We start from the raw sequence: 13728 nt of genomic DNA on the forward strand, positions 1-13728 counted from the left end.
TATTATATCGCAACAAAGCAACGTTATAGCAACAGCTTACCAACAGAGCAACTATCAGATGGGCGTAAAAAAGGCTGGCACAAGGCCAGCCTGGAGAGATGCGTTGGAGAGAGGGGGGTTACTTCGCTTTTACGGTTTCTTCGCCCACCAGACCAATCTTCAGATAGCCCGCCTGATGCAAAGTATCCATAACTTTCATCATCGTCTCGTAATCCACGGTCTTATCCGCGCGGAAGAAGACCGTCGTATCTTTCTTGCCTTCAGTCAGAACATCCAGCGACGTAATCATGCTCTCTTCAGTGATCGGGTCATTACCGAGGAACATGGTTTTATCCGCTTTCACCGACAGATAAATAGGCTTTTCAGGACGCGGCTGCGGCTGGCTGGAAGACGCCGGGAGATTAACCTTCACGTCTACGGTAGCGAGCGGAGCCGCCACCATAAAGATGATCAGCAGCACCAGCATGACGTCGATAAACGGCGTCACGTTGATGTCATGCATTTCGCCGTTATCATCGAGGTTTTCGTTAAAATGCATTGCCATAAAGCATCAACCTACGCGTAATTTCTGTGCGGTACGGACCGACTTAACGCCGCTGGCGCTCAGGTCGAGGTCACGGCTTTGCAGCAGCAATATCTGGGCTGCAACATCGCCAAGGGAAGCTTTGTAGCTGGCAATCATACGGGCGAAAATGTTGTAGATGACAACAGCTGGAATCGCGGCGAAGAGGCCGATTGCCGTCGCCAGCAGCGCTTCTGCGATGCCTGGAGCAACAACCGCCAGGTTAGTGGTTTGCGTCTGGGCAATACCGATAAAGCTGTTCATGATGCCCCAGACGGTGCCAAACAGGCCGACGAACGGGGAGATTGCGCCGATAGTCGCCAGATAGCCATTACCACGTCCCATATAGCGACCGACCTGCGCTACGCGACGCTCAAGGCGGAAGCCGGTACGTTCTTTAATGCCTTCGTTATCTTCCACGCCTGCGGAAAGCTCCAGCTCGTTCTGCGCTTCGTTGATCAGCTGCGAGGTCAAGCTTTTAGCATGGAAAGCGTTAGCAATATCGCTGGCCTGGTCGAGAGAGCGTGCTTCGGCAACCAGCTGCTGCTCGCGCTTGAGGCGGCGCTTGCTGGACAGGATCTCAGCACCTTTGCCAAAAAAGATAGCCCATGTCACGACCGACGCCAGAATCAGGCCGATCATCACCACCTTAACGACAATATCGGCGTGATGATACATACCCCAAACGGAGAGATCCGCCTGCATCAAATTATTACCCACACTGTATCTCCAGGACGTAAATCACAAAATCTGCGCACAATAATATCAAAACGTCATCGAATTGATAGTGGTTCTCATTAGTATTTACACTGTGCAGCAAATCACGTTTATTTTCCTTGCGCTTACGCAGTAAAAAAGTTGCTGACCCCGTCATTGATAAAATTTTTACCTGTATCCGCCACGACCCGGTACATAAACGGGTATTCATGTTAGTTTAGACGTCCAGACGTATAAAAATAGGTTATCTGAACATGGCTGATAAACATCTTGATACTGCGCTGGTTCACGCTGGCCGCAGCAAAAAATACACGCAAGGCTCGGTAAACAGCGTGATTCAGCGCGCGTCATCGCTGGTTTTCGACACCGTCGAAGCGAAAAAACACGCCACCCGCAACCGAGCCAAAGGCGAGCTGTTCTACGGCCGCCGCGGTACCCTGACCCACTTTTCTCTGCAGGAAGCCATGTGCGAACTGGAAGGCGGCGCCGGCTGCGCCCTCTTCCCCTGCGGCGCAGCGGCGGTCGCCAATACCATTCTGGCATTTGTCGAGCAAGGCGACCATGTTCTGATGACCAACACCGCGTACGAACCGACCCAGGATTTTTGTACTAAAATCCTCGCCAAACTCGGCGTCACCACCAGCTGGTTCGACCCATTGATCGGCGGAGATATTGCTTGTCTGGTGCAGCCCAACACCCGCGTGGTATTTCTGGAATCTCCAGGCTCCATCACCATGGAAGTCCATGATGTTCCGGCTATCGTCGCGGCGGTACGCAGCGTCGCGCCCGAAGCGATTATTATGATCGACAACACCTGGGCGGCGGGCGTGCTGTTTAAAGCGCTGGACTTCGGCATCGATATCTCCATTCAGGCTGCAACCAAATACCTGATTGGTCATTCCGACGGAATGGTCGGCACCGCGGTGGCCAATGAGCGCTGTTGGGCGCAGCTTCGCGAAAATGCCTATCTGATGGGACAAATGGTGGATGCCGATACCGCCTATATGACCAGCCGCGGTCTGCGTACCCTGGCCGTACGTCTACGTCAGCATCATGAAAGTAGCCTGCAGATTGCCGAATGGCTGGCTCAGCACCCGCAGGTGGCGCGCGTCAATCACCCAGCTCTGCCCGGCAGTAAAGGCCATGAGTTCTGGAAACGCGATTTCACCGGTAGCAGCGGACTGTTCTCTTTTGTCCTCAATAAGCGCCTGACCGACGCCGAGCTGTCCGCCTATCTGGACCACTTCAGCTTGTTCAGCATGGCCTACTCCTGGGGTGGCTTTGAATCGCTGATTTTAGCCAATCAGCCGGAGCAAATTGCCGAAATTCGTCCGGATGCTGAAGTCGATTTCAGCGGTACCCTGATCCGTGTGCACATCGGGTTAGAAAATGTTACCGATCTGCTGGATGATTTAGCGGCGGGCTTCGCGCGTATCGTGTAAAGTGACAGTGAGTGGCAACAATAGCGGACGTTTTTAAGAGAAGCGGCCGCTTTAGTTGCGCCCGGGATCAAGGTGCTCGGGTCTCTTCAGGAGTACACTAGACAAAAAATACGGTACCACTTAGGAAAGTCCATGGTTGTCATTCAAGAAATTGTCGCCGCGCTGTGGCAGCATGATTTTGCCGCATTGGCAAACCCCCACGTTGTGGGCGTTGTATATCTGGTCATGTTCGCAACCCTGTTTCTGGAAAACGGTCTGCTACCCGCCTCATTCTTACCGGGCGATAGCCTGTTGCTGCTCGCAGGTGCGCTGATTGCCAAAGGCGTAATGGGCTTTGTGCCAACTCTTGCCATTTTGACAACGGCAGCCAGCCTCGGCTGCTGGTTAAGCTATATTCAGGGGCGCTGGTTGGGTAATACCGTAACGGTTAAACGCTGGCTTGGGCATCTGCCGCACAAGTACCATCAGCGAGCGACCTGTATGTTCGATAAGCACGGTCTGCTGGCGCTGCTTGCCGGGCGTTTCCTGGCGTTTGTTCGCACCCTGCTGCCCACCATGGCGGGGATTTCCGGGCTACCAAGCCGCCGCTTCCAGTTCTTTAACTGGCTGAGCGCGCTGCTGTGGGTTGGCGTGGTTACCGGTCTGGGCTACGCGCTGAGCATGATTCCTTTCGTTAAGCGTCATGAAGATCAGGTAATGACCTGCCTGATGATCCTGCCTATTGTGCTGCTGATTGCCGGTCTGCTCGGAACGGTTATCGTCGTTATCAAAAAGAAATACTGCAGCGCCTGATGCCCAATACAGGGCGGCCTTTTTGCCGCCCTGTAGCTCCTCATTACATCCCCTGAATCGTCCTGATTCGCGCCGCATCTTCCCCCGGCGTAATACCGAAGTAACGCTTAAACTCGCGGCTGAATTGCGATGCGCTTTCATATCCTACCCGCATCGCCGCTGCGCTGGCTTTCATGCCGTCGTGGATCATTAACATGCGCGCTTTATGCAGGCGGTAGGTTTTCAGGTACTGTAGCGGAGAGGTGCTGGTGACCGATTTGAAGTTATGGTGGAACGCCGAGACGCTCATATTGGCTTCCGCCGCCAGCTGATCAACACTCAGGTTTTCGGTGTACTGGCTTTCAATACGCTTCAGCACGCGGCTAATCAGACTAAAGTGAGTCTGCCGGCTGACCAGCGCCAGCAGCGCTCCGCCACAGGGGCCTGTCAGCACGTGGTAGAGGATTTCACGGATAATCTGTTTGCCCAGAATTCGCGCGTCCAGCGGGCGCTCCATCACGTCCAGCAGGCGCTCCGCCGCGCACAGAATCTCTTCGGACAGCACCGCCGAGTTGATCCCGCTTGATGCCATTGACGGCTGAAACTGCTCATCTTCACCGATATCCATCAGCAGCTCCTGTAGTTGAAGAATATCGACATTAAGTCGAATCCCCGCCAGCGGGACCTCCGGGGTAGCGAAGGTTTCGCATTCGAACGGTAGCGGTACCGTTAACAGCAGATATTCGTTGGTGTCATAGCGGAAAGTGCGCTCATTAATGTAGCCAATTTTATGCCCGGAAAAGAGAAATACGATCCCCGGTTGATACATAACCGGCGTGCGCGCACCCGGCTGCGTGCCGTACAGCAAACTAATATCTGGCAGTAGCTCGATGAGCATTTCTTCTTTATATTTCAGCTGATTAACCTTACTCGTTAATAGCTGACATATCTCAGCGCGGTTCATTTTTCGTGCTTCTCCGAACGATTTTCTACTTCCGCATTGTGCGCACTTGTGGAGCATTTCTCCAGCCCCAAGGAGAAATGGGCAAGACAACGGCAGGAATGTGCATTGAGGGGAGCGGGCGACGGGACCACAATATCCGTCATCTGGCAGAGGTATCGTCTCTGCTGGCGGTTTATCTATTTGAGGGCACCAGCCATGAATAATTTCGACCTACATACCCCAACCCGCATTCTGTTCGGCAAAGGCGCGATTGAAAACCTGCGCGATCAAATCCCGGCGGATGCACGCGTGCTTGTCACCTACGGCGGCGGTAGCGTGAAGAAAACCGGCGTGCTTGATCAGGTTCTGAGCGCGCTAAGCGGCATTGACGTCCTGGAATTTGGCGGTATCGAGCCAAACCCATCCTACGAAACGCTGATGAACGCGGTGAAAATCGCGCGTGATGAAAAGATCACTTTCCTGCTGGCGGTCGGCGGCGGTTCCGTTCTCGACGGGACCAAATTCATCGCTGCGGCAGCGCACTATGATACCAGCATCGATCCGTGGGAAATCCTCGAAACCTACGGCAGCAAAGTTGCCAGCGCCATCCCGATGGGCTCTGTGCTGACGCTGCCAGCGACCGGTTCCGAATCCAATAAAGGCGCGGTGATTTCACGTAAAACCACTGGTGACAAACGCGCATTTATGTCTTCTCACGTTCAGCCGGTATTCGCCATCCTTGACCCGGTTTACACCTACACTCTACCGCCGCGCCAGGTTGCCAACGGCGTGGTTGACGCATTTGTCCATACCGTTGAGCAGTACGTGACTTACCCGGTTGATGGTAAAATTCAGGACCGTTTCGCCGAAGGCATTCTGCTGACGCTGGTAGAAGATGGTCCGAAAGCGTTGAAAGAGCCGGAAAACTACGACGTACGCGCCAACATAATGTGGGCCGCTACCCAGGCACTGAACGGCCTGATCGGCGCTGGCGTGCCGCAGGACTGGGCGACCCATATGCTGGGCCACGAACTGACCGCGATGCACGGGCTCGATCACGCCCAAACGCTGGCTATCGTTCTGCCAGCCCTGTGGAATGAAAAACGCGATGCTAAACGCGCCAAACTGCTGCAGTACGCCGCTCGCGTCTGGAATATCACCGAAGGTTCTGAAGAGCAGCGTATCGATGCAGCCATCGCTGCAACGCGTAATTTCTTCGAACAGATGGGTGTACCGACTCACCTTTCCGACTACGGTCTGGATGGCAGCTCCATCCCGGCGCTGCTGGCGAAACTCGAAGAACACGGTATGACTCAACTGGGTGAAAACCAGGATATTACTCTGGACGTCAGTCGCCGTATTTACGAGGCTGCACGCTAATCAACGTCCTCTCCAGCGCGTAAACTCACGCAAAGGAGAGGAGTTTAACTACCGTTTTTAGCTATTTCGTCCAGACTTAATGCTACCCCTCAGCGGAATTTATTCCGCTGAGTTCATTAACAGGAGGAAGGCATGACACATCCAACCGTTATAAAACTACACGACGGCAACCTGATGCCGCAGCTGGGACTCGGCGTGTGGAAAGCAGGCAACGAGGAAGTCGTCTCCGCCATTCATAAGGCGCTGGAAGTCGGTTATCGCTCGTTTGACACCGCCGCCGTGTACCAGAATGAAACCGGCGTAGGCAATGCGTTAAGCAGCGCAGGCGTCGACAGAGATGAGCTGTTCGTCACCACCAAGCTGTGGAATGACGATCAAAAGCAGCCCCATCAAGCGCTGCAGGAAAGCCTTAAAAAACTCAAACTCGACTACGTCGATTTATATTTAATTCACTGGCCGGTTCCGGCAACCAACCACTTCGTCGACGCCTGGAAAAGCCTAATTGAACTGCAGCAGCAGGGGCTGGCAAAAAGCATCGGCGTCTGTAATTTCCAGGTTCATCATCTGCAAAAGCTGATTGATGAAACCGGCGTCGCACCGGTAATTAACCAGATTGAACTTCACCCTTTGTTGCAACAGCGCCAGCTTCACGCCTGGAATGCGACGCACAAAATCCAGACCGAGTCCTGGAGCCCGCTAGCTCAAGGCGGAGAAGGCGTATTCAATCAGAAAATTATCCACCAGTTGGCAGATAAATACGGCAAAACACCGGCGCAGATTGTCATTCGCTGGCACCTCGATAGCGGCCTGGTGGTGATTCCAAAATCGGTGACGCCGTCGCGCATCGCCGAGAACTTCAACGTCTGGGATTTCCGTCTGGATAAAGATGAATTGAGTGAAATCACTAAACTGGATCAGAACAAACGTCTGGGTCCAGACCCGGATCAGTTCGGTGGGTAATCAATCCTGCTCCGCCATACCCTGGCGGAGCATCAGTTCTTTGTTCCACGGTGAAAAGCACGTACATTCAATGCTCATTGCAAAACAAATGGAGTCGTGCTGATGAATTGTGTTTTCTGTCAAATTGCCGAGGGTAAAGCCCCCCTGCCATAAAGTCTGGGAAGATGAACACCACCTCGCCTTTCTCTCTATTTTCCCCAACACCGACGGTTTTACAGTAGTCATTCCGAAGAAACATTACCCCAGCTACGCTTTCGATATGCCGCCGCAGGCGCTGGCCGATTTAGTACTGGCAACTCAGAAAGTAGCAAAGCTGCTGGATAAAACCTTCGATGACGTGGGCCGTACCGGGATGTTTTTTGAAGGATTTGGCGTTGATCATATTCACAGTAAGCTCAGCCCAATGCATGGCACTGGCGATATGACTCAGTGGCAGCCGATAGAGTCGCGTCAAACCAAGTTCTTTGAGCAATATGAAGGCTATCTCTCTTCCCACGATCATGAACGAGCGGACGATGAAAAGCTGTCAGCGCTGGCGACCAAAATTCGCCAGACAGCAGAATAGAATCAACGGCATGAACAGGAAGTTGTTTTTTATACTGCCGATGACTCTGCTGACAGGGTGCACCAATACTGAAAAACTCGATCAGCTTACCGCTGATATTCAAACGTTGAACGGCAAAATCGCTCAGCTACAACAGGATATCAATGCCCTACACCCTGAAATTTCAGCCGCGAAGGTTGAAGTGGAAAAGGTGGCTGTACGTCTCAATGATGCAGTGCGCTGGCCGGATGGGATTTTATCCCACCCGCCACGCTAGCCATCGATTAATCCGGAAAAACCCAGCAGTACATTTGCACTACTGAGTATGGAGATTATCCCTTCACGCGCTTTTTATGACTTGCAGGCGTCTGACGCTGATGCGCCACCGGCGTATGCTTGGTCAGCGCCGGGCGGGTATTGCGATTCTGGCGACGTGCTTCACGCATCTCGTCCAGCGTCGGCGCAGGCACCAGGCAATCGCGGCGGCTGCCAATCAGGTGCTTCTTGCCCATGGCTTCCAGCGCCTGACGGATCAGCGGCCAGTTAGCCGGATCGTGATAGCGCAGCAATGCCTTATGCAGACGACGCTGTTTGTCGCCTTTCGGCACCACCACGTCTTCACTCTTATAGCCAATCTTACCCAGCGGGTTCTTGCCGGTGTAATACATGGTGGTCGAGTTCGCCAGCGGCGACGGATAGAAGTTCTGCACCTGATCCAGACGGAAACGATGCTGCTTCAGCCACAGCGCCAGGTTCACCATATCTTCATCACGCGTACCAGGGTGCGCAGAGATAAAGTACGGAATCAGATACTGCTCTTTGCCCGCCTGCTTCGAATAGGTATCAAACAGCTCTTTGAAGCGGTCGTAGCTACCCATACCCGGCTTCATCATCTTCGACAGAGGCCCTTCTTCAGTGTGTTCCGGAGCAATCTTCAGATAGCCACCAACGTGGTGGGTCGCCAGCTCTTTGATATAACGCGGGTCTTCAACGGCGATGTCATAACGCACGCCGGAAGCGATAAGGATCTTTTTGATACCCTTAAGATCGCGGGCGCGACGATAAAGGTTAATTGTCGGCTCGTGGTTGGTATCCATATGTGGGCAAATATCGGGATACACACAGGACAGGCGGCGACAGGTCTGCTCCGCGCGCGGTGACTTGCAGCGCAGCATATACATGTTGGCCGTCGGGCCACCAAGATCAGAGATAATGCCAGTAAAACCAGGAACTGTGTCGCGAATAGCTTCGATTTCATTAATGATCGAATCTTCGGAACGGCTCTGAATAATGCGCCCTTCGTGCTCGGTAATGGAGCAGAATGAACAGCCGCCAAAGCAGCCGCGCATAATGTTAATCGAGAAGCGGATCATCTCGTAGGCCGGGATGCGCGCATCGCCGTATGCCGGATGCGGAATACGCTTATACGGCAGAGCAAAAACACTATCCATCTCTTCGGTTGAGAGCGGAATGGCGGGCGGGTTAATCCAGATATAGCGCTCGCCGTGTTTCTGCATCAGCGCGCGGGCGCAGCCTGGGTTGGTCTCATGATGCAGAATACGTGAGGCATGCGCGTAGAGAACTTTGTCGCCTTTGACTTTCTCGAAGGACGGCAGAAGGACGTAGGTTTTCTCCCACGGCTTTGGACGCGGTGGCTGGACGGTAACGCGCTTCGCTTCCTGTTTTGGCGGCGCGACGGTTTTGTTATCGGCGCACGGCAGGTCTTCACCGTAAGGATGCGGAATCGGGTCGATTTTGCCCGGCGTATCCAGGCGCGTGGAATCCACCCCACTCCAGCCCGGCAGCGCTTCTTTTACCATGATGGCGGTATTACGCACATCGCGGATATGCCCGATAGGCTCGCCCGCCGCCAGGCGGTGCGCCACTTCCACCAGCGGACGCTCGCCGTTGCCGAACATCAGCATATCGGCTTTCGAATCCACCAGAACCGAACGACGCACGGTGTCAGACCAATAGTCGTAATGCGCAGTGCGGCGCAGGCTGGCTTCAATCCCGCCGAGGATCACCGGCACATCCTTCCAGGCTTCTTTACAGCGTTGGGTATAGACCAGCGTCGCGCGATCGGGTCGCTTACCAGCAACGTTGCCCGCCGTATAGGCGTCATCATGGCGCAGCTTACGGTCGGCGGTATAGCGGTTGATCATTGAGTCCATGTTGCCAGCGGTTACGCCGAAGAACAGATTCGGTTTACCCAGACGCATAAAGTCATCTTTATTGTTCCACTCCGGCTGGGAAATAATCCCCACCCTAAAGCCCTGCGCTTCCAGCATGCGTCCACAAATCGCCATCCCAAAGCTCGGATGATCGACATAGGCGTCACCAGTCACGAGAATGATATCGCAGCTATCCCAGCCAAGTTGGTCCATCTCTTCTCGCGACATCGGCAGAAACGGCGCGGGGCCAAAACAGGCAGCCCAGTACTGCGGCCAGGAGAAAAGGTCACGATCCGGTTGGATCAGGGATATTGCGCTCATATTGCTTCCGGGGAAAATGATAAAAAAATAATCAAAAGGGCGGCGATTATAAGCCGTAACGATGGGAGAATGAAGGGGCGTCGAAGATTGATGGACAAAAGTCTCTCGCTTCTATTGCTTATCTCCGCTCCAGGTCAAACATAAAATTTTGTCATTGTTGTTGGTTTAAAGCTGGCAGTTTCCCAACAAGTGCCGCTACTATTCATGCCAGACACCAGGCATACCTCATACGGGAACAGGAGTACCCCCGGTCGGATATCCGCCGCAGACTGCGCGGTTGGTCCTCCAGGAGCACTACATATAAGGCTTAGTATGGAACAAGTTATTACAAAACGCCGCTATTACGATATTGGTCTACAGATCGAAGAATTACTCTATTCCGGCGTATTTAAATCCGGCGAACGCTTGCCTTCTGAACGTGAGCTTAGCGAGCGATTCAACACCAGCCGCACCACCATCCGTGATGCGATTATCATGCTGGAGCTTAAAGGCGTGCTGGAAGTCAAACAGGGGTCCGGGATCTTTTTTGTTGATAACTCAAACGCGTTAAATCAGAAATCATTGATGCCCTATTCTGAAATCGGCCCCTTCGAACTTTTGCAGGCTCGCCAGGTGATAGAGAGCAACATTACCGGTTTTGCCGCCACACAAATTCGCTTCAACGAACTACTTGAATTAAAGAAAATCATTGCGTTACAAGAAAAAGCAATCGCTGGTGAAAGCGATACGTTTGAGGATTTAGATCACCAGTTCCACAGCATTATTGCCGAATCGACGCAGAACAGAGTGTTAATTAAACAAGCGGCAGAGCTGTGGCGGGCGGTAAGAACCGAAAACCCGCGCTGGAAAAAACTTAACTATAAGTACCTGCATGAAAAGCATCTGCGCATGCAGTGGCTGGAGGATCATCGAGCCATTTTCCTTGCCCTTCAGCAAAAGGATGCTGAGCTGGCCAGGCAAGCTTCCTGGAAGCATCTGGAAAACAGTAAAAACGAGTTAATAAAAATCTTTAAGCAAGACTCTTCTATTAGCGATTTTGATGATTTCTTCTTTGCCACCTAGCATCACCTTACCTGCAGAGCATCACCATTGCACCGATCATTCCCTGTTGCTCTGCACTTCTCTCTTTTTTCCCCCAGCTAACCTGGTCTACAACCTTCATCATTGGTCTATTATCTAGAAGATATTGGTATAGCCACCTGCCATACACATCAAAAATTTCATACTCTTCTCGTCACTGCAAAAATAATCCCTTAGTTATAAATTCATAAAAATCATTCAATTACAACAATTCGTGATATTAATATTTCCCTTAATTCTTACCCTTGTCTATTTATGCGACTTCAATCACTTTTTTTGGTCTAGTGATTGTCATAAATTGGTCTACGCAATTTAATGACAACCACAAGAGTGATACCACGATGTCAGGAAAGGAAAATATAACAACAGCTCGGTACGATGCCGCGACAAGCTACCCACGCGAAGATCTTCAGGCCGATATCATCCATATTGGCTTCGGGGCATTTCATCGGGGTCACCAGGCCATTTATAGCGATCTCACCAACCAGGTTTCAGAAAAAGCGTGGGGAATATTTGAAATAAATCTTTTTGGCACTGCTGATTTGGTCAACACACTAAACCATCAGGAAGGCCTGTTTAGCGTGCTGGAAACCTCATCATCCGCAAACACTTCGCGCCTGGTCCGTTCTGTGATTGGCGGGATCCATACCCCGGCGAGCGGAATTGAAGCGGCAATAGAAAAACTCCTTGAACCGCAGGTTAAAATCGTCTCCCTGACGATTACGGAAAAAGGTTACTGCATCGATCCGCAGACACGGGCATTAGATTTCTCCAATCCCTTGATCATCAAGGATCTTGAGAACCCACAGCAGCCAACATCAGCGATTGCACTGATCGTCTGCGCCCTGCAGCGGCGTAAAGATCTCGGTTTACCTCCTTTCAGCGTACTCTCCTGCGACAACATTCCTGACAACGGGCATCTCACCCGCAATGCGATAACGGGCTTTGCCACTCGCCTCAGTGCCGAATTGGGAAAGTGGATTGAAGAAAAGGTGACGTTTCCAGGAACCATGGTAGATCGCATTGTGCCGGCAATGACCGAACAACAATTCGCCATGCTGCAAGAAAAAACAGGCTATGCAGACCCTTGCGGAATTGTTTGTGAGGATTTCCGTCAATGGGTCATTGAAGACAACTTTGTTCGCGGTCGTCCTGACTGGGATAAAGCGGGCGCAATGTTTGTTGCAGATGTTCAACCCTATGAAGAAATGAAACTCCGGATGCTAAATGGCAGCCACTCATTTCTGGCCTACAACGGTAGCCTGGCGGGCTACGAATTTATCTATCAATGCATGGAGGATCCGCAATTTCGTGCCGCCACCCGCCTGCTTATGATTGATGAGCAGGCGCAAACATTAAATCCACAGCTAAATATTTCTCTTGATAACTATGCCGATTTGCTTATTGAACGGTTTAGCAACCGCAATGTGAAGCATCGTACAGCGCAAATAGCGATGGATGGCTCACAAAAGCTTCCTCAGCGAGCCCTTACGCCGTGGAAAATTTTGCATCAACAAAATAAAAATTCACATGCGCTTTCAATATTAATTGCTGGTTGGCTGCACTATGTAATAAAAAACATTGACGACAACCAGAATATTAGCGACCCGCTATTACCGCAGTTTATAGAAGCCATATCCGGCCAGCACTCGGCATGGCAGCAGGCGCTATCCTTGCTGCAAATCGAATCTATATTTGGCAAGTTAAATAACGATACGGATTTTGTCGAAGAAATTAAAAACACCTTTACGCGTATTGATTCATTGGGTATCGAAGAAACAATTGCACATTTATTATCTGGAAAATCTTAATGAAAACCTTAATTTGCCATAATCCTGGTAGCATCGAATATATTGAACGACCAGTACCAGTACCAGAAAACGACGAAGTGTTATTAAAGATTAAAGCTGTCGGGATATGCGGCACCGATATTCATGCCTTCGCCGGACGCCAGCCTTTTTTCTCCTATCCCAGAGTACTTGGGCATGAGATCTGCGGCGAAGCCATTTCGACAGGAAAAGAGTGCTCCACCATAAAGAGCGGTCAACGCTATTCCGTTATCCCCTGCATCCCGTGCAACCAATGCGCAGCATGTAAAGAAGGAAAAACCAACTGCTGCGAACACGTATCGCTTTATGGCGTACACCAGGATGGCGGTTTCAGCGAATACCTGGCCGTTCATGAGAAAAACCTGGTAGAACTTCCCGAACAGTTAAGCGATAGCGCAGGCGCGCTGGTGGAATGCTTCGCGATTGGGGCTCATGCCGTTCGTCGCGCAGAGATACAGCCCGCACAAAATATCCTGGTCATCGGCGCTGGCCCCATTGGTTTAGCCACCTCAGCGATTGCTAAAGCCAAAGGCGCAAAGGTCGTCGTTGCCGATATTGATGCCAAGCGCCGACAGCTGGTCAGCCAGAATATTGGCATCGAATCATTAGACCCAACGGCAGAGGATTTTATTAGTGAACTACGTCGCCTGTTTAACGGTGAACTTGCCTGTACGGTACTTGACGCCACGGGTAACAAATCCTCGATGAGCAACGATATTAATCTCATTCGCCACGGTGGCAAGGTCGTATTTATTGGACTATATATCGGCGAGCTTATTATGGATGACCCCACTTTCCATAAAAAAGAAACCACGCTAATCAGCAGTCGTAACGCTACACGCGAAGATTTTGAATGTGTCATTCAATTAATGAGTGCCGGATTAATCAATGAAGACATGATGAAAAATACCGAGTTTGATTTTTTCACCATAGGTAATGACTACCAGAAAAACGTAGTCGAAAACAAAGAAATGGTTAAAGGCGTTATCAATTTTTAATGGGGTT

General features: G+C 51.5%; 13 protein-coding genes and 1 pseudogene. 10 read left to right on the forward strand and 4 right to left on the reverse strand.

Annotated elements, in window-relative coordinates:
• Positions 1 to 118: 118 nt before the first annotated feature.
• Both exbD and exbB read right to left on the reverse strand, forming a co-directional pair.
• Positions 119 to 544, reverse strand: coding sequence for a TonB system transport protein ExbD (gene exbD, locus QVF11_RS08760; RefSeq protein ID WP_112213736.1), 426 nt, complete (start codon positions 542 to 544; stop codon positions 119 to 121).
• A gap of 6 nt (positions 545 to 550) precedes the next feature.
• Entirely contained in the window at positions 551 to 1282 is a 732-nt protein-coding gene (exbB, locus tag QVF11_RS08765; RefSeq protein WP_112213735.1) for a tol-pal system-associated acyl-CoA thioesterase, read from the reverse strand.
• Between the two features lie 251 nt (positions 1283 to 1533).
• On the opposite strand from exbB, the gene metC reads away from it, so the two are divergent.
• Both metC and yghB read left to right on the forward strand, forming a co-directional pair.
• Complete coding sequence (metC, locus tag QVF11_RS08770; protein ID WP_142514382.1) at positions 1534 to 2721, forward strand: cystathionine beta-lyase; 1188 nt, start codon at positions 1534 to 1536, stop codon at positions 2719 to 2721.
• A 132-nt stretch (positions 2722 to 2853) separates the two neighbouring features.
• A complete protein-coding gene (yghB, locus tag QVF11_RS08775; RefSeq protein ID WP_112213732.1) occupies positions 2854 to 3513 on the forward strand; it encodes a DedA family general envelope maintenance protein YghB in 660 nt (219 codons plus the stop codon).
• A 43-nt stretch (positions 3514 to 3556) separates the two neighbouring features.
• On the opposite strand, the gene QVF11_RS08780 is transcribed toward yghB, so the two are convergent.
• Entirely contained in the window at positions 3557 to 4456 is a 900-nt protein-coding gene (locus QVF11_RS08780) for an AraC family transcriptional regulator (protein ID WP_287856378.1), read from the reverse strand.
• A gap of 77 nt (positions 4457 to 4533) precedes the next feature.
• On the opposite strand from QVF11_RS08780, the gene QVF11_RS08785 reads away from it, so the two are divergent.
• The 5 genes and pseudogenes from QVF11_RS08785 (at position 4534) to QVF11_RS08805 (ending at position 7596) form a co-directional block, all read left to right on the forward strand.
• Entirely contained in the window at positions 4534 to 4659 is a 126-nt protein-coding gene (locus tag QVF11_RS08785) for a hypothetical protein (protein ID WP_287856380.1), read from the forward strand.
• Complete coding sequence (yqhD, locus tag QVF11_RS08790) at positions 4652 to 5815, forward strand: alcohol dehydrogenase (RefSeq protein WP_112213730.1); 1164 nt, start codon at positions 4652 to 4654, stop codon at positions 5813 to 5815. Before QVF11_RS08785 ends, yqhD begins: the two co-directional genes overlap by 8 nt.
• A 132-nt stretch (positions 5816 to 5947) precedes the next feature.
• The gene (dkgA, locus tag QVF11_RS08795; protein ID WP_287856382.1) at positions 5948 to 6775 is read left to right on the forward strand and encodes a 2,5-didehydrogluconate reductase DkgA; all 828 of its coding nucleotides are present in this window, start codon (positions 5948 to 5950) and stop codon (positions 6773 to 6775) included.
• 102 nt (positions 6776 to 6877) lie between these two features.
• Positions 6878 to 7340 (forward strand): annotated as a pseudogene (locus QVF11_RS08800) (HIT family protein).
• On the forward strand, positions 7291 to 7596 hold the full coding sequence (locus tag QVF11_RS08805) for an LPP leucine zipper domain-containing protein (RefSeq protein ID WP_287856384.1): 306 nt from the start codon (positions 7291 to 7293) through the stop codon (positions 7594 to 7596). Before QVF11_RS08800 ends, QVF11_RS08805 begins: the two are co-directional and overlap by 50 nt.
• 55 nt (positions 7597 to 7651) lie before the next feature.
• On the opposite strand, the gene QVF11_RS08810 is transcribed toward QVF11_RS08805, so the two are convergent.
• Positions 7652 to 9814: a YgiQ family radical SAM protein gene (locus QVF11_RS08810; protein ID WP_287856386.1), complete on the reverse strand. Its 2163-nt coding sequence runs from the start codon at positions 9812 to 9814 to the stop codon at positions 7652 to 7654.
• A 312-nt stretch (positions 9815 to 10126) separates the two neighbouring features.
• Between QVF11_RS08810 and QVF11_RS08815 the strand changes: the two genes are divergently transcribed.
• The 3 genes from QVF11_RS08815 (at position 10127) to QVF11_RS08825 (ending at position 13721) form a co-directional block, all read left to right on the forward strand.
• Complete coding sequence (locus tag QVF11_RS08815) at positions 10127 to 10876, forward strand: FCD domain-containing protein (protein WP_112213725.1); 750 nt, start codon at positions 10127 to 10129, stop codon at positions 10874 to 10876.
• A 359-nt stretch (positions 10877 to 11235) separates the two neighbouring features.
• Positions 11236 to 12705 carry a mannitol dehydrogenase family protein gene (locus QVF11_RS08820; RefSeq protein WP_112213724.1) on the forward strand — a complete coding sequence of 490 codons (1470 nt, stop codon included), beginning with the start codon at positions 11236 to 11238 and terminating at the stop codon, positions 12703 to 12705.
• Positions 12705 to 13721 carry a zinc-binding alcohol dehydrogenase family protein gene (locus tag QVF11_RS08825; RefSeq protein ID WP_287856389.1) on the forward strand — a complete coding sequence of 339 codons (1017 nt, stop codon included), beginning with the start codon at positions 12705 to 12707 and terminating at the stop codon, positions 13719 to 13721. Before QVF11_RS08820 ends, QVF11_RS08825 begins: the two co-directional genes overlap by 1 nt.
• Positions 13722 to 13728 lie beyond the last annotated feature (7 nt).

The sequence above is a fragment of the Klebsiella sp. genome (assembly GCF_027492335.1).
Taxonomy (GTDB): domain Bacteria; phylum Pseudomonadota; class Gammaproteobacteria; order Enterobacterales; family Enterobacteriaceae; genus Klebsiella; species Klebsiella huaxiensis.